Source organism: Mangrovibacter phragmitis (genome assembly GCF_040429585.1).
GTDB lineage: Bacteria > Pseudomonadota > Gammaproteobacteria > Enterobacterales > Enterobacteriaceae > Mangrovibacter > Mangrovibacter phragmitis.
Genome location: NZ_CP134782.1, coordinates 4,500,786 through 4,523,209 on the forward strand (window position 1 = coordinate 4,500,786; position 22,424 = coordinate 4,523,209).

Here is a 22,424-nt window from a genome sequence, read left to right on the forward strand (position 1 = left end):
ACCCAGATGTGTGATGGTATCCACGCCGAACTCATCTACAGTTAAATAGTGAACTGGTAATAAACTGCCAGTTATAGTAGTGCGTTCCCCCCAGCAAAATTAACTAGCCAATGTCATTGGTGTATCAGCCATGTTGTCTGCAGGGCTGGGTGCACTAAATGAGAATGGATAAAACAAAAACAATGCGCAAGAAGGCTACGGACTATGCTTGAAAAACTTCGTCATGCCAAATTCAGCATGAAGCTAACAGTTGTCACTATTTTTGTTGCGTTATCGCTGTTAATTATTGCTGTTGCCCTGGCAATGCAGTTTTATTTCGCACAGTCTTTTGCCAAGGATGCCGCCCGGACTTTATTTACCCATACTGCACTGAATGTCAGTGATAAAATACATTCACTGGACAGCGAAACCAGCGGCCTGACCACACTGTTTGCGCAATTTCCAGGTCTGGAAAAACAAGACACATCCCAGCCCCTGCTCCCCATCACTCCTGCCATGGCTCAGGCAATACGCCAGCACCCGCAGGTGTATGCCATTTATATCGGCTATGGTAATGGCGATTTGTATGAATTAATTAATCTCAATAGCAATAAGAACTTACGTAATGTATTAGGGGCGACGGCGGAGGATCGCTGGCTGATAGTCAATATCCGCAATACGCCTGCTGGCGGGCAGCAACAATCCCGTTTTTATAACGATGCTTTCACACTCACCCACCAGACACAAAGCACCAGCCAGTATGTCGCAAATACCCGGCCCTGGTATCTCAATGCCATGGCAAGTAATGCCACAATAAAAACTGAGCCTTATGTATTTCATACCACGCAATCTTCCGGGGTGACGTTTGCCCGGCGTATTGGCACCAGCCAGAATGTTCTGGCTGTCGATATTTCACTGGATACATTGTCGGTCTTTTTGCAAAAAAACCGCTTATTTAAACACAGTGAGACTTTTATTTTTGATAATGATGGCAATGTCGCAGCTCAGTCACTCAGTTTGCAACCCAAACACACCTCAGAACAGGCCAGCCCTATATCCCTTACATCCGAAGAGACTCAGGCAGTAGCAAAAATGGGCACAGTGCGCGTTGCTAATGAGCTTGACTGGGCACCCTATGACTTTTCCTGGAGCGGCATGCCACAGGGCTATGCTATTGATCTGATGAATATGCTGGCGGCCAAAACCGGGTTACGGCTTGAATATATAAATGGTTTTGACTGGAACACCCTCACCATGATGTTCCGAAAGGGCAAGCTGGATGTGATGCCAGCTATTTTCCGGACACCTCAACGAACCAAATGGGGGTTGTTTACCCAGTCCTGGCACACCGCGCCCCCCGCATTAATTACCCGGGTCAATGCCCGCCAGCTCAATACATTACCGCGGTTACAGGGCCGGACGCTGGCTATACCTGCGGGCTGGTCGCTGGCGGAAGAGGTACTCACTCATTTTCCTCAAATCAAACTGATGAGCGTGGAAGACTCACTGGCCGCTTTACAGGCTGTCGCCGACGGGCAAGCTGATGCCGCCCTGGAAACCCGGGATGTCGCCCGTTATTTAGCCGGGCTGTACAGTATTCCTGGGCTGAAAATTCATAACCCGGTGCCGTTATTTTCCGACAACAGCAATTCCGCGTTGGCTATGTTGGTAAGCGCCGATAAACCGCTATTACGTGATGTACTGAATAAAGCTATTCAGTCTCTTACTCCGGAAGAAAAAACCACGCTGGCAAACCGCTGGCTGACAGACAGCCCGTCTTCTGCAATACAGCGCACTCTGGTTGCCGGTATTGTGCCTTCCCCCGCTTTTGTAAGCCTTGCCGCACAAGCAAACAACACCCACACGGCAGTATCACAAGACGTGGTTATTGATGGCAGCCGCTATACACTTTTTGTACAGCCCGTTGTATCAAATGCCCGGCAGACTCACTACCTCGGTATTATGGTGCCAACAGACGTGCTGCTCGGCCCTTACATGAAAAAAGTCTACCTGTCCCTGGCTATCACTTTGCTGTGCCTTGCTTTGTTAGCACCTGCAATACTGTACCTCGCAAGCATGATTGTCACTCCGGTACGCCTGCTTTCTCTGGAAAATAAAAAAATTCGCCAGCGGCGGTTTCGCGATGTGCTCCCGGTGCCGAGCCGCATTAATGAACTGCACCATTTATCTGACTCGATTTACAGTATGGCGCTCTCGCTGGAAGCCTATCACGCCAACCAGCAGGCGCTGATGGATGCCTTTATTCAGTTGATTGCCAAAGCCATTGACCAAAAATCCCCCTACACCGGGGGCCATTGTGCGCGGGTACCGGTTATCGCAATGATGCTGGCTGAATCCGCCGATAAAAGCCAGCTCCCGGCGTTCCGGCAATTTCATTTCGCTAACGAAGACCAGTGGCGGGAATTCAGAATCGCCGCCTGGTTACATGATTGCGGGAAAGTCACATCGCCAGAGTACATTATTGATAAAGGCAGTAAGCTGGAAACTATCTTTAACCGTATTCATGAAATTCGTACCCGGTTCGAGGTGCTGTGGCGTGATGCTGACATTCTCTACTGGCAAGGCAAGGCTTCCGGTGAACCAGAAGAGGCATTACAGGCTGCCCGCCAGGCACGACACCAACAGTTAACGGATGACTTTACGTTTATCGCTCAAAGTAATATCGGTTCAGAATTTATGAGTGACGATAAAATTACCCGTATTCGTGAAATTGGCGCGCAAACCTGGACACGCCACTTTAGTGACCGGGAAGGACTGTCACCCGAAGAAGTAAAACACCTGGCTAATATTGCTGAAAAACCACTCCCCGCAGAAGAGAAGTTACTGGACGATAAGCCAGAGCATCTCTTCCCGTGGCTAAAAGACCCGGCCATTTTACTGAGCAACGATATGAGGATGACGCCTCCGGCGCTGCAGGCCAACCTGGGTGAGATCCATAACCTGTCGATTCAGAAAGGTACGCTGACAGAAGCAGACCGTTACCGGATTAACGAACATATCATCGCCACAATACGTATGCTGGAAGCCCTACCTTTTCCTAAAGAGCTGGCGCGGATACCTGAAATTGCTGGCGGCCACCATGAAACATTAAAAGGCACCGGCTACCCGAAAAAACTGACGGCGGAAAACCTGTCACTGGAAGCCCGCATCCTGGCTATTGCCGATGTCTTTGAAGCACTGACTGCCGGAGACAGGCCTTACAAAAAAGCCAAAACACTGAGTGAAGCCATTAATATTTTACATATGATGGTGCAAGACGAGCACCTGGATAAAGACCTGTTTGAATTGTTACTCTCCAGCGGTATTTATCAGCGCTATGCCGAGCAATACCTGGAGCCAGGCCAGTTAGATGACGTAGATATTCAGCGTTACCTGAAAGCGTAATTCACCGCGGGTGAAAGGGTTATTTTGTGGACTGGTTCTCAAATTTCCCGCCAGGCGTACAAGCTGGCATGGCGTTGCTAAACGCAGGTTTATGCAGCGATGCTAAACCTGTTACTGCGGAGTGTTGAGTAGAGAGCGCAGGCAGAGTAAGGCGCAATACGCGAATAGAGTAATGAGATAGCTTCATTAACCTGGCTGTAGCAGAAGAGAAAAAAGGCGCAGGAAGCCGCAAAATCGCAATATAACAGGCATTAAAAAACCCGGTATCAGAACCGGGCTTTTGCTATTGGTGAATGTTGACCTGTGCTACGTTCACTTTATTGATCAGTGAACAAACAGTTGAGCCAGACACCATATCCGCTTTGCAAAAAATGCATTTCGCACCAAACGGGTTGCAGTGCTTAACATCGAAAGACGACACACGATACTGCGAACCCTGGCAGCGTGGGCAACGGAGATGCCCCAATACAGGACGAATGATGTCCTTAGAGTGCTACCACGTTTGCAGCAGACGGGCCTTTCTGGCCATCTTCTACTGAAAACTCAACTTTCTGGCCTTCAGCCAGAGTACGGAAGCTGTTGCTCTGAATTGCGGAGAAGTGTACGAATACATCTTTGCTGCCATCTTCAGGAGAGATAAAACCGAAACCTTTAGTTTCGTTGAACCATTTAACGGTGCCGATAATTTTGTTAGACATGTTTTTACCTTATTAATTAAACATTTACTTAAATGATTTAATTACAGATATCAATCGGCGTGTTACAGAGAAGACTCAAGAAGAAGGGGTACTCGCAGGAATACACTTTAGAAATGAGGGCTACTTTTCGAACGACTTATAATGATTCTGTGTATCAAATCGGTGCTGATTAACGCATACATCTTCCAGGATAACAAGGCTTATTTTTTTATTTACACTTTATTGACAGTTTCTCAGGCAAAAAAGATATCTGCATAAACTTCTGGGATCTCACAGGGCAAACACGTTAAGCTGTAGGCAGTTAATCACAGAAGAAACTCTATGCAAAATTTTAAGAAAGACTCTCAAAAATCCTTCCTCACCGCCATCGAATGCCCCAAATGCGCCAAAAAATCAGAGCACAGTACATCCCGGGTAAACAAAAAGAAAATGCTTATTTGCCCATTCTGTAATGGCCTCTTCCAGCCGCCTGAAACTCACGCAAGGCCCGCCGTTTTTTCCCTGAAAAAATAACCCGATGCAGTAAATGTGTTGCCATAAACTGGCGGCTGAACCCTGCCTGTTATTCATACAGGCAGGCGAAAATTAAACCTTGTTGTTACATATAAGCCATCAACCAGGCCCGTCGCTGCCAGCTGCCAGAAGTGGTACAATCACGTCGCTTATCGGCGTGGGGATACCATGAACCCGCCCGTAACGCTGTATCACGCCATTGCGGATATCCCATTCGAGGGTTTGCCCGGCCACCCGGTCGGCCAGAATAGAGGTGCCTAAATCAGCCGGGGCCTGGTGGAAACGCGCAACGATTTCCGCTGGCACCTCATCGCTAAGCTGTGCGCCTTCGGCGCGCGCCACCAGCAAACACTCTCGCAAATAGTCCAGCGCAAGCGCAGTGATGTCTGGCCGGGTGAACATTCCCGCCCTCCGGCCAGACAGCACCATCAACCCGGCAACGGCATTTTGCAGCAATTTACGCCAGGCAATAGTGGTGAAATCCGCGGCGACATCCACTTCGCAACGCGTCCCCTCCAGTGCGGCCAACACCACAGCAGTATGCGGTGTTTCCGGCAGTGTCAGCCGTGGTTTTGCCCGCAACCAGACTGAGTAATCAGGCTCACGCTGAGCCGGAAACCACACAACCGATGGCAGCACCGCCACGCCGGGCACATATTCCGCAAACTGGGCTTGTTGCTCCACACCGTTTTGCAGCGCACAAACCACTGTGTTTTCATCGCACAGGGCTGACAACCACGGCGCCGTTGCAGCCATTTGCGTGGTTTTCACCGCAACAAACACCAGCGAGAAAGGCTGTTCAACTTCTGAAGGATTGGTTAACACCGGGCCAGGTACGACAATTTGCCCGTCATCAGCACGCAAAGTAAGTTGTGCGTGGGCAGTACGCCCACAAATAACCGGTGTGCGCCCCACTTCATGGAGTGCTGCCGCAACAGTGGTGCCAATTGCGCCCGGGCCAATAAGTGCAATACTGGGTTTAGCTGACATCCTCTTCTCCCCTGTTTATCTGCCACCACGCAGGTGGTCTGAGTGACATAAAACCATCTATACCACGGGACGATGACAAAAACACTCACTCCCCCTGCCGGGCACCCAACGCCGGGAACACACCGGCACCAGACAGGATTTGGATAATATCTGCCGGGTAGATTATTTCCTGGCTGCCAGCGAGCGCCTGCATACTCCACCAGCGGTGTTGTTTCATGACTTGCTGTTCGTGGTGGCTCCAGCCTTCATGGCTGATTTCGCTGTTACCTGCCCGAATAACAAAAAAACGTTCATTTGCCAGAACACGTTCCCCACTGGGTAACAGCATTTCGAAAGCGCTTTGTGCAACCGGCTCGCCAACGGTATCCCGTATCATGCCAGTTTCTTCGCGCAACTCCCTGACTGCGGCCTGGGCAAAAGACTCCCCATCTTCAACACCGCCGCCAGGTGTGGCCCAATAGCCTTGCCCTGCAAGGGCATCATCGTGATGCTCAAAACGAAACAGTAAAACCTGATGGGCCGGGTTGATAATTAACAACCGGGCAGAAGGCCGGGTTCTCATAACAGCAATATCCTTAATCACCAGCGTTATGTTCAGCCCCGAAACCCCGCATTCAGCACTTTTCAGAAAAGGCGCGCGGGTAAACCGCTCAGCGTAAGCGATTCGGGGGCACTCAGTTTACGCAACCTGTCGGGTTAATGTGAAGAAACAAAGGCAGAAGGTGTGGCCGGTGCCGGCAGTGCAAAATTATGCTTCATCCGCTCAATCTCGTGAGTGGGAGACAGGCCGAACAGGCGTTTAAATTCACGGCTGAATTGCGACAGGCTTTCATACCCAACCTGAGCACAGGCAGCAGAGGCTGTCAGGTTGTTTCTTAGCATCAGCAGCCTGGCCTGGTGCAACCGGGTTGATTTCAGGTACTGCATGGGTGAGGTATCTGTTACGGTCTTAAAATGGCTGTGAAAGGTTGGCTGGCTCATTCCCGCTTCTTTCGCCAGTGCCGCCACATCCAGACGCGACGCATATTCCGCATGGAGTTTGCGTAACGCTTTCGCCACTTTACCAAACTGCCCCTGCATGCCCAGCGCACTACGCAACGTTTCCCCCTGCGCGCCGGTAAATACGCGGTAATAAATTTCTCTCACCATCGCCGGGCCAAGAATTTCTGCATCCAGCGGGGAAGACATCACCTGCAGAAAACGTAGCACCGAAGCGCTCAGTTGTGAGTCCATCGGGCTGGACACCATACTGCGCGGGGGAGCAGCAGGGCTTTTCCCCCTGCCATCAAGCGCCAGCATCAGCTCTGCCGCAAGGCGGAAGTCCAGCCGCATATAAATCGCCAGCATCGGCTCTTCAGCACTGGCATCGGTTTCCATCGTAAAAGGCACCGGCACGGACACCATCAGGTAGTGCCGGGCGTCATATAAATAGACATCCCGCCCCAGAAAACCACGCTTGCTGCCCTGGACAACAATCACGATACCTGGTTCATATAACACGGGTGTACGCAGTAGCGGGCGGTTGGACCGTAAAAACCGCACATCGTCTAACGGCGTGATGTTGTAGCCTTCCTGCGGTGTTAACTGGTCTAACAGCGCCACCATCTGGCGGTTTACTTGTGCAGAAGACAGGGTCATAGCAAAGCTCTGGCAAAGTGGAATTCGGGCATTCAGCATCGCATTCAATACCAGACCGTGTCCAGCCAGGTCAGAGGAACAGGCAAACATTACAGAGGAACCGGGATACCGCTACGACGCGCTGAATTCTATCCTGTGTATCCCTTTTGACCAGGAGCGAACCATGAACTCAGCAAAATTACTTTTTATTACCGGTGTGAGTAGCGGCTTTGGGCAGGCACTAGCCAAAGAAGCACTCAAAGCCGGGCACCGTGTGGTGGGAACAGTACGCACTGAGCAGGCAAAACAGGCATTTGACGCCCTGGCCCCGGGCCAGAGTTTTGGGCATATCCTGGACGTAACCCATGTAGCGGCCATTGACACACTTGTCGCCACTATCGAACAGGAAATCGGTGCGGTTGATGTGCTGGTGAATAATGCCGGTTACGGGCATGAAGGCGTGATGGAAGAATCACCGTTGAGTGAAGCCCGCCACCAGTTTGACGTTAATGTCTTTGGCGCCATTGCAATGATTAAAGCATTTTTGCCTTATTTCCGGGCACGCCGGGCCGGGCGTATTCTGAACATTACCTCGATGGGCGGTTTTATTACCATGCCGGGCATCAGCTATTACTGTGGCAGTAAATTTGCCCTGCAGGGTATTTCTGAAACTCTGAGTAAAGAGCTCAAACCGTTTAATATTTTCGTGACTGCGGTTCAACCCGGTTCATTTCGTACTGACTGGGCGGGGCGTTCGATGGTGCGTTCTGCGCGCACCATCCGTGATTACGACGCAAGCTTTAACCCAATACGGGAAACGCGTGAAAAACGCAGCGGGCACCAGCCAGGAGACCCGGCAAAAGCCGCCAGTGCCATGTTACAGTTAATTAACAGCCCTGAGCCGCCGGTTTCACTGCTATTGGGGAGTGATGCCGTACAACTGGTGCGGGAGAAGCTCCAACAAATGCAGCACGATATTGACCACTGGGAAACATTAAGCCGTTCTACGGACGGGTAAAGCCAGGCAGTACCAGGAGCCTGAATGCCGGTTGTGCGGCTCAGGCTTTTTTCATTTGCTGTCAGCACAAGGTGTTGACCGGTTGCCAGGAACATTTGTTCAGTGGTACTGAAAACAGTATATTTTCCTGAGTATTACCTGAATGCACTATGCTGATAGAGCCACTCTTTTTCCAGCCATACAGGGATGTGATGAATAGATTCTTAGAAAATAAATGGAGTTATGCAGGTATGTTATTGGGTGCCTGTGCGCTGATACTCAGTATTTTTCATTTCACCGCAGGGCCATTTACTTCCCCCGCGCATTCACTGGAACGCGTGGTTGCGGAGAAAGTCTCTGCCGTTAAAAGTGGGTTAATTGCTGGCCTGAAAGGGCAAGAGCCACCCGCCCCCGCCAAAAAACACTGGCCCAATATTGATACGGTGCTGACTACCACAGGCATTGGCCTGGCCGCTGTTGCACTGCTGTGTGCCTTTATTGGCGGGCTGTGCAACGAGAGTTCCTGGTGCGTGAACGGTGCACTGTTTTTTGGCAGCAGTACGCTGGTGTTTTACGCCTTTCTGGTATGGGCCGCGCTAACATGCGTTGTATTGATCCTGTTTATTATTGTTTTATTTTTTACCGGCCCACCATGCTGACCAGCATATAACCGCCTGCGACACTGCAAAACCCATCGACAACCCGCTGGAGCCAAAGGCCAAACCTATTGCCTGCCAGTATCTCCGTAACACCGTCAGGCCTTCTGGCCTGAATTACATGTAATTTCAGAGGTTTTTGCGAGCATGGCCGCAGGCGTTTGCTTGCCCGAAAGCAGCAAAAACGGTATTGTTTTCCGGCACCTGCATAATCAGGTGCCGGGATTGGAACCCCGAATTGCCAAAGAGCACAAGTCACGTTTTACGTGTTACTCTGTGTCGCGCTCGCTCGCCCTCATTATGGTGAGTTGGGCAGGGGAACCGAAAGGTTCGCCGGGTTCTTTGGTGTCCGGTAGTTCCAACCCTGCTCAACTCACCACCAGCAGAGATTGGAACCTCTCGGTGGTGTAAAGGTAATAACCACCAAAGAGGATGCCCTTATGGCTACGACCCCAGCTTTCACTCAATCTTTACTTACCCTGCCCGTTTGTGACCAGACAGATTTCACCGTGCTGGCACGCCACTGTGAACACCTGGCAGATGCCCTGCTGGAATGTACTGATCCACTGTTACGCCTTGCACTGTGTGAAAGGCTGAATACCAGCCTCAGCCTGTTACGCCCCACATTGCTGGAACCTGTTCCCGCACATTTGGCTGAAAGCCTGACAACAGACAGTATGGCACCAGAAAACCCGGAGCCAGCCACCACCGGTTTCGCGCCAGACAGCGAACAACTGTGTGATTACGCACTGGCGTTATCGCAACTGCTGGCATGCCATACACTGCCGCCAGGTTGTACACAGCCACTGCGCGGGTTACTAAACGATGTGGTCAGCCAGTTCGCCAGCCTGTTATGCGCCCCGCGCTGGTGCAACACGCCGCTTGGCAGAGCGTGGATTGACGCCCCTGGCAGCGTATAACACCGGTTGCTCATACGGGTAAAATAATAGATAAAACAGGGCTGCGTAATAGTGGCCCTGTTCATTACCTGGCGGCTTTATGTATTCGCAATATCAACAGAACTCTTGATATATATACCACCTTCATCCGGATGCTACATATATGCTGGCGCGGGGATTTAACACACCTCGGTTTTCATGATTAGCTTTATTGTTAATACATAGAAAAACATTGCCACCAGTAGCCCCATTACCATTTGAAGATACAGACAGAGTTCACCGTACTGGCACGCCACTGTGGACATCTGGCAGATACCCTGCAGGAATGTGCCATTCCGCTGGCTTTGCCTGGCAAGGTGGTGTTTAACGCAAAAAAACGGTCATAAGTATAAAAATACCTGTGAATAGTCTGAAAAACATTCACCATATTGCAACATTAACCAATAATAATGATTATCATTGTGGTATTTTTTGTTACAATATTCACAATTAATTCCCTTTTGCACACGATGCCGGGCTTTACCTTCTCGTAGTACATTGAATGTTGAGCATTATCATGCCGTTCCTCGAAATTCAGATTGAGAAGAAATCCGTATGAATCAAATGGTTTATATCGTTGATGATGATAAGTCAGTAAGAGCTGCTCTCAGCAATCTACTGACGGCAGAAGATTATGAGGTTATCGCTTTTCCCTCTGCCAAAGAATTTCTTAGTCATTCGTTAGGTTCTGATCCTTGCTGCCTGATTTTGGATATTAATATGCCAGATGCAGATGGTTTTACCGTGGTTCAGACACTCAATGAGAGAGGGGTTACGATCCCAACAATTTTTCTGACCGGTTTTGGAACCATTCCAGTTACGGTACGCGCAATGAAAACCGGCGCTTGCGAGTTTCTTACCAAACCCGTCATCCCTGACCAACTGATTGAGGTCGTTTCCGAAGCGTTACAGCAGGCGGTGAGTAACTTTACGGTGTCACAGGAACACTATGAAATGACCACCCGTTACCAGTCTTTAACACCGCGAGAAAGTGAGGCTATGATTCTGGCAATAAGTGGTCTGCTGAATAAACAAATCGCTGCGGAAATGGGGATCAGTGAAATCACTGCAAAAGTGCATAAACGCCGGGTAATGGAAAAAATGAACGTTCGCTCCCTTTCTGACCTGGTTCGTGCAGCTGAACGACTGAATATTCGCAATACCCGCCGAAGTTAACCCGGAGCGTCAGGAGGTAATACAGGCAGAGTGAACCAGAAAATACTGCCTTCCCCTGAACGATTTTCCCCGTGTAATTCACCACCGTGTTTTTTGATGATGCTGCTGCTAATAGCCAACCCCATTCCCATACCTTCTTGTTTTGTAGTGTAAAATGATTCAAAGATACGGCCTTTTACTTCATCTGCCATGCCTTCACCTGTATCCAGCACTTCGACGCAAATGATACCTGGTTCAGGATTGGATGTTACAAGTGTCAGTACCAGCGGCCGGTTCGTGATGCTACCCATAGCATCAATAGCATTAACCACCAGATTGAGCAGTACTTGCTGAATTTGAATACAGTCGCACCATATATCAGCACAACTGGCCTCCAGCTTTATCTGCAAAGCAATCCACTTTCTTTCAATTTCGGCGCGTGACAGAGCAAGAATATCACGGGCAATAGAATGCAAATTGGCTCTGGAGAAGACCGACTCCTGTTTACGCGTTAAAGACTGCAGGCCACGGATAATATCGCCAGCCCGTTTCCCTTCATTGAGAATTTCCTCAAGGCTAAAGCAGGCATTGTTTATATGGCTTTGCTCTCTTTTCAGCCAGCGTAAACTTGCCCCCGCATGAGAGACAATAGACATCAGAGGTTGATTGATCTCATGGGCAATTGAAGCCGTAAGTTGCCCAACCGTTGTAGCCCGTGACACTCTGGCCAGTTCAGCATGAGCTAAGCGCGCAGCATCTTCAGCCCTCCGTTGAACCGTGATGTCGGAAATCGTTCCAAAATACTCTTTGGTTTCCGGCCAGTTAGCAACCGGTTCACCAATACCTTTAATAAAACGGCATTCTCCGTCAAGCCGAAATATACGAAACTCAGCCTGCATGTTTACACCATTACGAACACTTTCCTGAACCAGCTCATTAATTACTTTATGATCGTCAGGATGAACAAATGTCATAAAATCAGCCATGGAGAACATGCTTACTTGCTGAGACAAGCCAAGTATGCGGACATATTCATCAGAGACATGCATCTGATCCTGTTCGACTTCCCAGCTCCAGGTACCTGTATGGCTTATTTTTTCCCCAAGCATGAGCGACGTCTGGCTGTCTCGCAGTTGTTTCTCTACTCGCCGCCTGTGAATATTCTCTTCCAGCAACTCTGCATATAACCGGGCTGTTTCGATTGATACGGCAGCCTGGGCACTAAGGGTTTTTACAATATGTGACTGTTCAGCAGTGAATACATCGGGCATCAGCCGGTTTTCCAGGTAGAGAACGCCCACCATTTTTGCCTGTTTGAACATCGGTACACACATAACTGCCGCGCCAGAAGAAACCAGGTAAGGATCATGGCTGAACGGGCTAAATTCCTCCGGCTTACCCGTGCGAATTTCCTGTCCGGTACGAATCACGGCAGATAACACAGAGAGCGGTAAATCGCTTTGTTCTGGTTGCTCTTTCACCATTACCACTTTTACACCATCAACATTTGCTTCTGCCCGCGCTTCAATCTCGGGAAGATTCCCATCTGTGATACGTATTAACATGCATCGCTGTGCCCCCGACCTTTCCAGCAGTATGCGCATAAGAGTCTGAATCAGGCGGTCAAGGTTTATCTCTTCTGTTAACGCACGCACAGCAGCGACGACACTTTCTAAATCACGAATCGCTTCATCCTCGAATTGCATGGTTGTACCTGCATTACTGCGGTTTTGCACAGCCAAATGTAAATAGCGCTGTTCAAGTTGGCAGACCTTGCTCAGTGCTCCCCAATTTCGCCAGTTACTGACTGCACCTTTTATATATGCGTCACCAGCAACATCTAACTGCCAGCTTTTGGCACAATACCCAGCTAACTCGTATGCCAGTGCAGTGATGTGAACGTAACCGTTTCGGGAAGAGAGATTAATCGCCTCGTCATAATGCCTGAGCGCAGTGCCTTCACGCCCCTCAATACGCGCTAACTCAGCAGCCAGTAAAGCCGCTTTATCGGCGAATAAATCCGGGTTGAGTTGTGCCCATTGTGTTATTTTTACGGCATATTTCCGCGCAGTAACAATGGCAGAAGACTCAGCCCCTGAGGGCAGAGGAATGGTCAAACTCAGTGCACTGTAAAAATAAAGGTCGAGCAGATAGATATATCCGGGTACTGAATTGACCAGTTGGTGTGCTTTGGAAAAAGAAGACAATGCAAGAGAGTATTCTGTGGCAAAAAAATACGCCATTCCCCGGTAAAGCCATGACCAGAACAGAACCATTGCTTTTGGGCCTGAAACAGGACCAGGTTCACTCCCGATTAAATATTCAGAGAAAATACACTCGCCATTAGAGTTGTTACCCTCATGATTCCCTCGTAAATAAACAACCAGTTGCTTTTGCATCAATAAAACATTTTCAACATCGGGGTAGAAAGACTTTTGCGTGAAAGCCAGACCACGTTCGATAGTTGTTTGGATTGATTCAAGATAATCACCACGAGTCAAATAATTCATCACCTGGTGGCGTAATGAAAGACAGGCAAAGGACTTGTCGCCATGAGCAACAGAGACATCAAAGCTTTTTTTCGCACAATCAATTGAAAACTCCAGCTTTTGTGTCCAGATACCAATCTGATCAAGTGGCAAAAGTGTCCGTGCTTTGAAACGCAAAAAATCATGTTGTTCTGCCAACCTGGCAGCTAACGATCCACATTTAAAGCCGTAATGGTATTCCTGGTAACGATCGATAATCAGTACACTAAACCACGACAAACCAAATACCGATGCACCCGTAATACCGTGTTCGAGTGTGATTTCAAGAATTTTACACACCAGCAATAAATGTAATTCGGGGCAATCATAAGAAGACGCATAAATAGTGCTGGCCAACAAGTTCAGAATGGCTTCTTGCTCTTGATCAACCATTACTGGCAATGCCCCAATGCTCATTTCCGGCACATCGCCCAGGCGAGAACGTAAGTTCAGCCATGCCGTATGGCATTCAGTTACATCAGGGTGACGATTAAACTGAATACCAAATACGGTTAGCCAGGCCAGTGCGGTTTCCAGTGCAAGGAAATTATCAGACTGCCGCATATGGATTTCAGCTGAAAGACAAGCTGCTACTGATTTTTGAGTAAGGCTACCCGGTTCTTTGAGAAGTGACGTACACAGTGATTGTGCAGCATCCAGGTTTCCCAGCCGAAACTGGCATTCTGCCTCCTCAACGCCAAGCGCAAAAAAAGCCGGGGCCAGGCGACTGGTATCCAGTGCGCGTGCTGTTTTGATATAACGCATAGCTGAAATATAATCGCCCGCTCTGCGGGCAAGTTGTACTGCATTGAAGCTTAGATGAAAATAAATTTGCCGTTGCTCTGTACTGAACCTGGCTTCTGTCACCATTGAAATATGATGTACAGCTTTAATCAGGGTTTCATTACTGTTTGTCTCTAAAGCATCTTCAGACAACACACTTGCGGACTTAAGATGAATGTGTCGTTTTAGCTCATCACTTATCAATAAAAAAGCAGCGTTATGCACCCGTGCATGGGTAAATGTATATTCATCACCAATAATAGCGATGAATTTCTCACTAATAGCAGGCCTGAGCCCTTGCTGAATATCATCCTGATTTATTTCTAACACCCGGCTTAATAAGCCCAACTCACCTTTGCCACCCAAACAAGCCAGGTGTCCTAACAACTGGCGAGTAGACTCGGGCATTCGCTCCAATTGGCGCACAATAATGCTGGCAACATTATCGGTTGAAGCACAAGCAAATAATGCGGCCCGGTCATAATGCCATTTCAGTGGCTTATAAGTGCAAAAAATAAGTCCATCATCGACGGCCTGCTTAAAAAATACTTGTACAAAAAGTGGGTTACCCGCTGTTTTTTCATAAACCAACTGAGCCAGTTCATTAATACTGCAAGGGCGAATATGTAATCTTGCAGCCAGCCAGCGTGCAACCATTTTGGTATTCAGCGGCATTGGTGTAATTTCGGTTACTCGCGCAGCTGAACTGCGAATTTTGGTCAGCATCTCTGATATAAGAGAGCAAGGCGCAGGGTCGGCATCACGGTACGCAATGACCAACAGCAGCGGTAAATGTGAATAACGCTGCACAATGTTTTCCAACAGTTGCAAGCTGGCGTGGTCGGCACAATGCACATCGTCAATCAACATTACCAGCGGTTTTCCTGACGACGCAAAAACTTTTACGATTGAGCATGCTACATGGATAAAACGCTCACGTTCATCCGGCAAGGAATCAGATAACGGCTTCGTTGGGGAAATGTTTAATATCTGCCGAAATTCCGCAACCAACTCGATAGCTAAATCCGCATCTTTACCCAAAGCCAGTAATAAACGAGCCCGCCACACCGAGACATCGGTAGCCGATAAACCAAGCAGATACATCACCAAGGAACGAATCAGATTAGCCAGTACAGCATAGGGAGCCTGTGGAGAATGCGGATCTGCTTTGCCGACAGTTAACAAAATCGACTTATGCTGCAGTTTTTTCAGTGCAGAAGCGATAATGGCGGACTTTCCTGAACCAGGGGCTCCACGTATCATGACCAATTGATGAGATCCGCTACGCTGAACCTCATCCAAGGCTTTGATCAACAACTTACCCTGAGCATGTTCCGTAAATAAACTTTCGACGCGATAGTTGGCAGTAAAACGTTCCTGAAGCCCGGGAGTGAAAGACTCTATCGTTCCTTGAGAGGTTATCGTTGCTTTACAGCGGCGCAAATCAGCCAGCAAGCCATCAATGCTTTGGTATCCATCTGTGGGTGATTTAGCCAACAGGCGCAAAATAATCACTGACAATACAGGGGGTGTATCATGGCGAACAAATTCCGGGGGCCGTGGAGGGGTGGCAAGATGGTAGTGAATCCACTCAGACGGCCCGGCCTGTAAAGAACCAAAGGGTAATTTACCCGTCAGCATTTCATAGAGAACAATCCCCAAACTATAAAGATCACTCAGATCACTGACAGGGTAAGATGTTCGGCCTGTATGCTCTGGCGACATATACGCCAGGGTGCCTCCTGAAGCCCGCACATCATTTTTTAGTTGTGTGTTATTGGTTACGGTTGCCATGCCGAAACCACCAAGCCGGTAGGTACCATCATGGTTCAGGAACAGGTGAGCAGGTTTAATATCACCATGCACAATCCCCTGATGGTGAAGTTGTCTTAGTGGTAAACATAACTGAATGGCCCGGTGCAGAAATTCAGTTATTGTCGCAGGTGGTGTGCCAATAACTTCAGCCAGCGTGTGGTAATCAAAGTATGGGTAGACCAGGGCATAACGCCCAAGATGGCGGGTATAGCCAGATGGTTTCACTGCCCAGCCAGGCAAAAGGTGAGAAGACAACGTTAGTTCATTTTTTAATAATTGAGCTGCCTTAAACGCTACCTCTTCAGTGGCCCCCATGGCAATAATCACCGCTTCACCGGTGGCATTTTGCCCCGCCAGCCACACAATACAGCCTTCCTGTACCAGTTGTATCAGGTTGATATCACCCGGCAATGATATGTACTGTTCCTTATTATCATCCTGCTCAATAGAGATAATGCCCATCAATATGCTTTCCCCTGAGACAGCTCATCGCGGATAATGTCCAGTAATATGTCAACATCTATCGGCTTACGCAAAAAGGTCACCGCCCCCAGTGAATGAGCATAGTTTTGTACTGAGTCATCTTGTTCCGCAGAAATAAATATCACTGGTAGTAGAATAGAATGTTTTTTCAGTATCGCGTAGAGCTCAAAACCACTCATGCCTTTCAGCCTGACATCAACAATTAACAGAGCGGTGCCAGTCAAAGCCATAATATCGCGCATTAATTCTTCGCCCGACTCGAACTGGTTGGTGGTATATCCTTCAGAATGCAGTAAATTGCTCAGGCCATTACGGACTGAGCGTTCATCATCAACGATGACAATTTGCTGTGGCAGCACCATGCTGAATCCTCGCAGTTCCTAACAAATGAGGATTTTCCTCAGGGCGTTTTTTCTTCGTCCGGCAGTGGCGTACCACTAATTTTTGCCACACATTCGTGGCGAAACCAGGCAAGAGTTATGGGCTGGCGGTTAATAAGCCGTTTCGCCAGTGGCACCAATTGTTCCCCTACTAACATGCCAAATAACCCCAATAACGCAATAATCGGCGGCGCAGGTGATGAAACATGCATAAGACCGTATAACAGACCCGCCAGAATTCCTGTAATCAGCGAGATAACATAGGATTTCAGCATCATCAGTTCTCCTTACCAACATGTTCCGACACAGGTGCATAAGCAACCGTGTACGGCTTGCTATGTGAAAAGAGTGAGCTTGCCTGACCATGAGGTTGTAACTGGGCAATCAGTTGGCTACCGATAATCATGCCCAATAACCCCACCAGCGCAACAGCAGGTGGAGCCGGAGAGCGTACACGCAGTAGTGCGTAAAAGAGGCCAACTACCACCCCTGCCCCCAGAGAAATCATCATTGGATTCATTGGAATGCTCCCTTGACCAGCACACCGGGTGCTGGTCAATACTGGCAATGTGTAGATGGCAATTAACGTGCTGAAACAGGTGCCAAAGTGCGGTGTTCACTCACCTGGCGAGAAGGCGCTTTATGCACCATGGTGTAGGCATAGTCAACACCAATGCCGTAAGCGCCAGAATGTTCTTTAGCAATTTTCATTACGGCGTCATAGGTATCGCGGTTAGCCCAGTCACGCTGCCATTCGAGCATAACCTGCTGCCAGGTCACTGGCACAACGCCAGCCTGAATCATGCGCTGCATGGCATAATCGTGAGCTTCTTTTGATGTACCACCAGAAGCATCAGCCACCATGTAGATTTCATAGCCGCCTTCAAGCATTGCGCACAATGCAAAAGTGTTATTACAGACCTCTGTCCATAAACCTGAAACAATCACCTTTTTCTTGCCATTTGCCGCCAGTGCATCACGCACTTTTTGGTCATCCCATGAGTTCATGGAAGTACGCTCAAGTATGTCCAGCCCGGGAAAAACATCCAGCAGTTCAGGATAGGTATAGCCAGAGAAGCTCTCTGTTTCGACAGTAGTGATAGTTGTCGGGATGTTAAAAACCTTTGCTGCTTTAGCCAGCGCAACAGTATTGTTTTTCAGCACTTGCCGGTCGATTGACTGCACACCGAATGCCATCTGTGGTTGCTGATCAATAAAAATAATCTGGCTGTTATTGGGAGTGAGGACTTCAAGCTTAGAGTTGGACATGAGTTTACCCATTGAGGTTATTAACGGATTTCCGCAAAACATGCTACGGAGCAAATGTGACCTGGCACTGGTCACCTCAGGGCCAATGTTAGGGGGCAATAAAATTCCGCACTATTATCTCTGCGTATAGGTATACAGACGTATAAGTATCCTTCTGTATAACTAGACGGTGTTAATCTCTCATTCCCATAATCCTGAACTCATTCATGCTGGCGACAGGCGACAGCATCTTTCCTGTTCGAATATTCGGACATCACAGTTCAGGAGGCGCTATGGTGGCACTTGGTAAAGCAGAGCTGATTTTAATCAACGGGAAATTTCACACGGTTGATCGCAGTAACCCCGAAGCACAAGCGGTAGCGATCCGTGACGGGAAATTCCTGGCTGTAGGTAGCCTGGCTGAAATCATGGAACATCATGATGAAGGAACGAAAGTCATCGACCTGAAGGATCACACAGTTATCCCGGGGTTAAATGACTCCCACCTGCACCTGATTCGTGGCGGGCTGAACTACAATCTGGAATTACGTTGGGAGGGTGTTCCCTCGCTTTCTGATGCATTACGTATGTTGAAAGAACAGGCACAGCGCACTCCATCACCTCAATGGGTAAGAGTAGTAGGTGGCTGGACAGAGTTTCAGTTTGCCGAGCGCCGGATGCCAACACTTGAGGAAATTAACGAAGCGGCTCCCGACACCCCAGTATTTATTCTTCACCTCTATGACCGGGCTTTACTGAACCGCGCCGCACTCAATGTTGTGGGATATACCAAAGACACGCCCAATCCTCCAGGAGGCGAAATTCAGCGCGACAGTAATGGCAACCCGACTGGCATGCTGATCGCCCGCCCTAACGCCATGATCCTCTACGCAACCCTGGCAAAAGGCCCAACACTTCCGCTGGATCACCAGATTAATTCGACCCGCCAGTTTATGCGTGAATTAAACCGGCTGGGTATCACCAGCGCAATTGACGCTGGCGGCGGTTTCCAAAACTACCCAGAAGATTATGAAGTCATTGCGAAACTACACAGTGAACAGCAGATGACGGTGCGTATTGCTTATAACTTGTTCACTCAGCGCCCCGGCCATGAGTTGGAAGATTTTGAAAAATGGACTGATATGCTCACTCCGGGCCAAGGAAGTGATTATTTCCGCCATAACGGTGCCGGTGAAATGCTGGTATTTTCTGCGGCCGATTTCGAAGATTTCCTGGAACCACGCCCAGATTTAGCACCCGGTATGGAAGATGAACTGGAACGCGTGGTGCGCCATCTGGTAGAGCACCGCTGGCCATTTCGGCTGCATGCAACCTACAACGAATCAATTAGCCGAATGCTGGATGTGTTTGAAAAAGTGAACCGCGATATTCCTTTTGATGGCCTTCACTGGTTTTTCGACCATGCAGAAACGGTAACCCAGCAAAATATTGACCGTATTAAAGCTCTGGGAGGCGGCATTGCCGTTCAACACCGCATGGCATTCCAGGGTGAGTATTTTGCAGAACGCTATGGGCTCGAAGCAGCAGCACATACTCCACCAGTCACTAAAATGCTGAATACCGGTGTGCCCGTGGGACTGGGAACCGATGCCACTCGTGTTGCCAGTTACAACCCGTGGACTGCGCTCTACTGGTTGGTATCTGGCCGTACTGTTGGCGGAATGCAAATGTATGACGTCAACGCCCGGCTCGATCGAGACACAGCCTTAATGCTCTGGACCCAGGGTAGTGCCTGGTTCTCCAGTGAGCAGGGGCAAAAAGGCCAGATAAAAGTTGGGCAGCTGGCCGACATAGCGGTATTGAGTAAGAACTTTTTCAGTGTTCCGGAAGATGAAATAAAAGGTATTGAATCAGTACTGACTGTGGTGGATGGCAACATTGTTTATGCCGCAGGCTCATTTAGCTCTGAAGCACCACCAGCAATACCTGTCCTGCCGGAGTGGTCGCCTGTTGTTAATGTACCTGGTCACTACCGTAGTGCCCCCCCAGGAGCTGTGACCCGCGCTGGCTTAAAGCCCCGGCAACACCAGTGTAACGGCCCTTGCAGTGTTCACAGCCACCAGCATGATATCGCCCGTGGTGCCAACATCCCTGTGTCAGAAGAGAACGCCTTTTGGGGTGCGCTCGGCTGCAGCTGCTTTGCATTTTAATACCATGAAAACAATACCGTTTATCTCATCTGCGCCCCAGACTGATCTGGGGCTGTTCTTCCTGCGACTCAGTAGTAGTTTGCTACTGCTGTACGTCCATGGTTTACCCAAAGTACTTCACTTCCATGCTGAGCTGGCTCGTATTGAAGATCCTTTTGGCATGGGGCCTTATATGAGTTTACTTCCTGCCATTCTTGCTGAGGTGGTTTGCCCGGTTTTGATAATTCTTGGGGTATGGGCCCGGCTTGCCTGTTTGCCTGTTATTGGTGTCCTGCTGGTAGCCATGCTGTTTGTTCACCCTGACTGGTCTGTTGCTGAGGGGCAGTTTGGCTGGCTATTGCTGATAATTTTCATTACACAGGCAATTACAGGACCGGGGCGCTGGCGCATAGGCAATAACACCAAACAAGGGCTGCACTATGGCACAAGTAAATGATATCCAAAGTTCCAGCCCGGAGCAGGATGATACCGTTACAGTGCGGCCTTCGTCACCATGGCAACCACTCAGACAACCCGTGTTTCGTACGCTCTGGCTGGCAACTGTAGTTTCTAATATTGGTTCATGGATGAACGATGTTGGCGTCAACTGGAGCATGCTCACGCTAAGTAGTGATCCCCTGGCCGTCGCCTTAGTTCAGGCCAGTAGTAGCCTGCCTATGTTTTTATTTGCCCTGCCTTCAGGCGTAATGGCCGATATCGTTGACAGGCGTAAATACTTACTCTTTTCGCAGGTATGGGTATTTATTGTGGCAGCCAGTTTAACGTTGCTCTCAGCGGCCGGGTTAGTGACCCCCTGGGTGTTATTGTTAGCCGCCTTTTTGTTGAGTACCGGAGCTGCAATGAGCTCCCCGCCTTTTCAGGCCATTGTGCCCGACCTGGTGACTAAAGATGAGCTGGGCCCCGCCATTGCGCTTAACTCACTAGGCATTAATATCAGCCGGGCGATTGGCCCTGCACTTGGCGGCCTGATCCTCTCCTTTACCAGCCCCTGGCTCGTGTTTTTACTCAATGCATTATCCGTAACGGGTGTTGCCCTGGTGCTGTATCGCTGGAAATCCGAGCCAACTATACAGCGCCTGCCGCCTGAGCATTTTTTCCAGGCGGTGCGTGTTGGTCTGCGTTACATCTATGCTGCCCCCGTTTTCCGTAATGTGCTGGTACGCACCTGTGCTTTCTTTCTTTTTGGTAGTGCAGGTTGGGCCTTATTGCCCCTGGTGGCACGGACGGAAATGCACCAGGGGCCAGGCGGCTATGGCATGATGCTGGCAAGCATAGGTGTTGGGGCCATTAGTGGTGCAGTGTTGATGCCCAGGTTACGCAAAAGGTTTAGTGCCGATGCATTAATGATGCAGGCCAGTGTGTTATTCGGCCTGATGATGCTGGGCATGGCTTTTATTCGCCATTTCTGGTGGCTCAACCTGTGTGAGTTTTTTATTGGTTTAGCCTGGATAACCATTCTTTCGACTCTCAACCTGGGTGCACAACGTAGTGCCGCCCGGTGGGTTAAGGCCCGGGCACTCGCCGTTTATCTCACGGCATTCTTTGGCTCAATGACCATCGGCAGCACAGTATGGGGTCAACTGGCCGCTCATTATTCAATCCCTTTCTCTCTCAGTACCGCCGCTATTGGGCTGATATTGTCCTGCACTGTTGTCTGGCGCTGGCGGCTTGATAAAGACCCTGACCTCGATCTTGATATCGCCACCCACCGTAATAGCAGCACATTACAACCGAACGTGCATCACAGCCGTGGCCCGGTAATGGTGAGCTACGAATACCGTATTCGCCGCGAAGATGCACATGATTTCACAGTATGTATGCAGGACATGCGGCGCATGAGGCGCCGAAGTGGGGCGATTAACTGGGCTATTTATGAAGATGTACTGCAACCCGGTATTTTTGTTGAAACATTCGTTGTTGATTCCTGGATGGAACACTTACGAGAACAGGAGCGTTACACCATGGATGATAAAAAAATTCAGACCCGGGTGAATACCTTCCATCAGGGAGAACAGGTACCTGAAGTCCGTTATTTGGTTGCTCCGTTCTGACGATGCAATGCCAAATA

General features: G+C 49.2%; 19 protein-coding genes. 9 read left to right on the forward strand and 10 right to left on the reverse strand.

Features of this window, described 5'->3' with window-relative positions; translation table 11 throughout:
• The first annotated feature begins 204 nt into the window (after window positions 1-204).
• Window positions 205-3,384, forward strand: coding sequence for an HD domain-containing phosphohydrolase (locus MPHASIOC01_RS21775; protein WP_353613296.1), 3,180 nt, complete (start codon window positions 205-207; stop codon window positions 3,382-3,384).
• 283 nt (window positions 3,385-3,667) lie between these two features.
• Here MPHASIOC01_RS21775 and MPHASIOC01_RS21780 read toward each other — a convergent pair whose 3' ends face one another.
• Together MPHASIOC01_RS21780 and cspE are read right to left on the reverse strand one after the other, a co-directional pair.
• A complete protein-coding gene (locus tag MPHASIOC01_RS21780; RefSeq protein ID WP_231889165.1) occupies window positions 3,668-3,850 on the reverse strand; it encodes a hypothetical protein in 183 nt (60 codons plus the stop codon).
• Between the two features lie 19 nt (window positions 3,851-3,869).
• Entirely contained in the window at window positions 3,870-4,082 is a 213-nt protein-coding gene (gene cspE / locus MPHASIOC01_RS21785; protein WP_064596381.1) for a transcription antiterminator/RNA stability regulator CspE, read from the reverse strand.
• Window positions 4,083-4,403: 321 nt separating this feature from the next.
• Here cspE and MPHASIOC01_RS21790 point away from each other — a divergent pair, with 321 nt between their 5' ends.
• A complete protein-coding gene (locus tag MPHASIOC01_RS21790; RefSeq protein WP_064596383.1) occupies window positions 4,404-4,595 on the forward strand; it encodes a YnfU family zinc-binding protein in 192 nt (63 codons plus the stop codon).
• A 99-nt stretch (window positions 4,596-4,694) separates the two neighbouring features.
• On the opposite strand, the gene MPHASIOC01_RS21795 is transcribed toward MPHASIOC01_RS21790, so the two are convergent.
• From MPHASIOC01_RS21795 to MPHASIOC01_RS21805, 3 genes are all read right to left on the reverse strand, one after another.
• The gene (locus tag MPHASIOC01_RS21795) at window positions 4,695-5,585 is read right to left on the reverse strand and encodes an oxidoreductase (protein WP_064596385.1); all 891 of its coding nucleotides are present in this window, start codon (window positions 5,583-5,585) and stop codon (window positions 4,695-4,697) included.
• 85 nt (window positions 5,586-5,670) lie between these two features.
• Complete coding sequence (locus MPHASIOC01_RS21800) at window positions 5,671-6,147, reverse strand: NUDIX hydrolase (protein WP_064596510.1); 477 nt, start codon at window positions 6,145-6,147, stop codon at window positions 5,671-5,673.
• A 134-nt stretch (window positions 6,148-6,281) separates the two neighbouring features.
• A complete protein-coding gene (locus MPHASIOC01_RS21805) occupies window positions 6,282-7,190 on the reverse strand; it encodes an AraC family transcriptional regulator N-terminal domain-containing protein (RefSeq protein WP_369935528.1) in 909 nt (302 codons plus the stop codon).
• Between the two features lie 196 nt (window positions 7,191-7,386).
• Between MPHASIOC01_RS21805 and MPHASIOC01_RS21810 the strand changes: the two genes are divergently transcribed.
• From MPHASIOC01_RS21810 to MPHASIOC01_RS21825, 4 genes are all read left to right on the forward strand, one after another.
• Entirely contained in the window at window positions 7,387-8,220 is an 834-nt protein-coding gene (locus tag MPHASIOC01_RS21810; RefSeq protein ID WP_064596387.1) for an oxidoreductase, read from the forward strand.
• A 191-nt stretch (window positions 8,221-8,411) separates the two neighbouring features.
• Complete coding sequence (locus MPHASIOC01_RS21815; RefSeq protein WP_353613297.1) at window positions 8,412-8,858, forward strand: hypothetical protein; 447 nt, start codon at window positions 8,412-8,414, stop codon at window positions 8,856-8,858.
• 437 nt (window positions 8,859-9,295) lie between these two features.
• Window positions 9,296-9,775, forward strand: a complete 480-nt coding sequence (locus MPHASIOC01_RS21820; protein ID WP_353613298.1) for a hypothetical protein — start codon at window positions 9,296-9,298, stop codon at window positions 9,773-9,775.
• Window positions 9,776-10,348: 573 nt separating this feature from the next.
• Complete coding sequence (locus MPHASIOC01_RS21825) at window positions 10,349-10,969, forward strand: response regulator transcription factor (protein WP_064596393.1); 621 nt, start codon at window positions 10,349-10,351, stop codon at window positions 10,967-10,969.
• Here the strand turns inward: MPHASIOC01_RS21825 and MPHASIOC01_RS21830 are convergent.
• The 5 genes from MPHASIOC01_RS21830 to MPHASIOC01_RS21850 all read right to left on the reverse strand — a co-directional run bounded on the left by MPHASIOC01_RS21830 (window position 10,966) and on the right by MPHASIOC01_RS21850 (window position 18,206).
• Complete coding sequence (locus tag MPHASIOC01_RS21830) at window positions 10,966-16,536, reverse strand: AAA family ATPase (RefSeq protein ID WP_064596395.1); 5,571 nt, start codon at window positions 16,534-16,536, stop codon at window positions 10,966-10,968. The genes MPHASIOC01_RS21825 and MPHASIOC01_RS21830 overlap by 4 nt on opposite strands.
• Entirely contained in the window at window positions 16,536-16,919 is a 384-nt protein-coding gene (locus MPHASIOC01_RS21835; protein ID WP_064596397.1) for a response regulator transcription factor, read from the reverse strand. Before MPHASIOC01_RS21835 ends, MPHASIOC01_RS21830 begins: the two co-directional genes overlap by 1 nt.
• A 38-nt stretch (window positions 16,920-16,957) precedes the next feature.
• Entirely contained in the window at window positions 16,958-17,212 is a 255-nt protein-coding gene (locus tag MPHASIOC01_RS21840) for a XapX domain-containing protein (RefSeq protein ID WP_064596515.1), read from the reverse strand.
• A 2-nt stretch (window positions 17,213-17,214) separates the two neighbouring features.
• Window positions 17,215-17,457 carry a DUF1427 family protein gene (locus MPHASIOC01_RS21845; RefSeq protein WP_051691267.1) on the reverse strand — a complete coding sequence of 81 codons (243 nt, stop codon included), beginning with the start codon at window positions 17,455-17,457 and terminating at the stop codon, window positions 17,215-17,217.
• 62 nt (window positions 17,458-17,519) lie between these two features.
• Complete coding sequence (locus MPHASIOC01_RS21850; protein ID WP_036104379.1) at window positions 17,520-18,206, reverse strand: hydrolase; 687 nt, start codon at window positions 18,204-18,206, stop codon at window positions 17,520-17,522.
• A 272-nt stretch (window positions 18,207-18,478) separates the two neighbouring features.
• On the opposite strand from MPHASIOC01_RS21850, the gene MPHASIOC01_RS21855 reads away from it, so the two are divergent.
• The 3 genes from MPHASIOC01_RS21855 to MPHASIOC01_RS21865 are packed head-to-tail and all read left to right on the forward strand — an operon-like array spanning window position 18,479 to window position 22,407.
• Window positions 18,479-20,356 carry an amidohydrolase gene (locus tag MPHASIOC01_RS21855; RefSeq protein WP_064596399.1) on the forward strand — a complete coding sequence of 626 codons (1,878 nt, stop codon included), beginning with the start codon at window positions 18,479-18,481 and terminating at the stop codon, window positions 20,354-20,356.
• Between the two features lie 4 nt (window positions 20,357-20,360).
• Window positions 20,361-20,792 (forward strand): DoxX family protein, encoded by a 432-nt coding sequence (locus tag MPHASIOC01_RS21860; protein WP_064596518.1) that lies wholly within the window; start codon window positions 20,361-20,363, stop codon window positions 20,790-20,792.
• Window positions 20,776-22,407, forward strand: coding sequence for an MFS transporter (locus MPHASIOC01_RS21865; protein ID WP_064596401.1), 1,632 nt, complete (start codon window positions 20,776-20,778; stop codon window positions 22,405-22,407). The genes MPHASIOC01_RS21860 and MPHASIOC01_RS21865 overlap by 17 nt, the downstream gene beginning before the upstream one ends.
• Window positions 22,408-22,424: the final 17 nt, after the last annotated feature.

What these genes read in the sequence shown, in the direction of transcription:
- MPHASIOC01_RS21810 (WP_064596387.1), top strand. Translation starts at nt 7,387, where the DNA reads ATGAACTCAGCAAAATTACTTTTTATTACCGGTGTGAGTAGCGGCTTT.
- MPHASIOC01_RS21860 (WP_064596518.1), top strand. Translation starts at nt 20,361, where the DNA reads ATGAAAACAATACCGTTTATCTCATCTGCGCCCCAGACTGATCTGGGG.
- MPHASIOC01_RS21830 (WP_064596395.1), bottom strand. Translation starts at nt 16,536, where the DNA reads ATGGGCATTATCTCTATTGAGCAGGATGATAATAAGGAACAGTACATA.
- MPHASIOC01_RS21825 (WP_064596393.1), top strand. Translation starts at nt 10,349, where the DNA reads ATGAATCAAATGGTTTATATCGTTGATGATGATAAGTCAGTAAGAGCT.
- MPHASIOC01_RS21835 (WP_064596397.1), bottom strand. Translation starts at nt 16,919, where the DNA reads ATGGTGCTGCCACAGCAAATTGTCATCGTTGATGATGAACGCTCAGTC.
- MPHASIOC01_RS21845 (WP_051691267.1), bottom strand. Translation starts at nt 17,457, where the DNA reads ATGAATCCAATGATGATTTCTCTGGGGGCAGGGGTGGTAGTTGGCCTC.
- MPHASIOC01_RS21795 (WP_064596385.1), bottom strand. Translation starts at nt 5,585, where the DNA reads ATGTCAGCTAAACCCAGTATTGCACTTATTGGCCCGGGCGCAATTGGC.
- MPHASIOC01_RS21815 (WP_353613297.1), top strand. Translation starts at nt 8,412, where the DNA reads ATGAATAGATTCTTAGAAAATAAATGGAGTTATGCAGGTATGTTATTG.
- MPHASIOC01_RS21865 (WP_064596401.1), top strand. Translation starts at nt 20,776, where the DNA reads ATGGCACAAGTAAATGATATCCAAAGTTCCAGCCCGGAGCAGGATGAT.
- MPHASIOC01_RS21800 (WP_064596510.1), bottom strand. Translation starts at nt 6,147, where the DNA reads ATGAGAACCCGGCCTTCTGCCCGGTTGTTAATTATCAACCCGGCCCAT.
- MPHASIOC01_RS21855 (WP_064596399.1), top strand. Translation starts at nt 18,479, where the DNA reads ATGGTGGCACTTGGTAAAGCAGAGCTGATTTTAATCAACGGGAAATTT.
- MPHASIOC01_RS21840 (WP_064596515.1), bottom strand. Translation starts at nt 17,212, where the DNA reads ATGCTGAAATCCTATGTTATCTCGCTGATTACAGGAATTCTGGCGGGT.
- MPHASIOC01_RS21790 (WP_064596383.1), top strand. Translation starts at nt 4,404, where the DNA reads ATGCAAAATTTTAAGAAAGACTCTCAAAAATCCTTCCTCACCGCCATC.
- MPHASIOC01_RS21775 (WP_353613296.1), top strand. Translation starts at nt 205, where the DNA reads ATGCTTGAAAAACTTCGTCATGCCAAATTCAGCATGAAGCTAACAGTT.
- MPHASIOC01_RS21820 (WP_353613298.1), top strand. Translation starts at nt 9,296, where the DNA reads ATGGCTACGACCCCAGCTTTCACTCAATCTTTACTTACCCTGCCCGTT.
- cspE (WP_064596381.1), bottom strand. Translation starts at nt 4,082, where the DNA reads ATGTCTAACAAAATTATCGGCACCGTTAAATGGTTCAACGAAACTAAA.
- MPHASIOC01_RS21805 (WP_369935528.1), bottom strand. Translation starts at nt 7,190, where the DNA reads ATGGTGGCGCTGTTAGACCAGTTAACACCGCAGGAAGGCTACAACATC.
- MPHASIOC01_RS21850 (WP_036104379.1), bottom strand. Translation starts at nt 18,206, where the DNA reads ATGTCCAACTCTAAGCTTGAAGTCCTCACTCCCAATAACAGCCAGATT.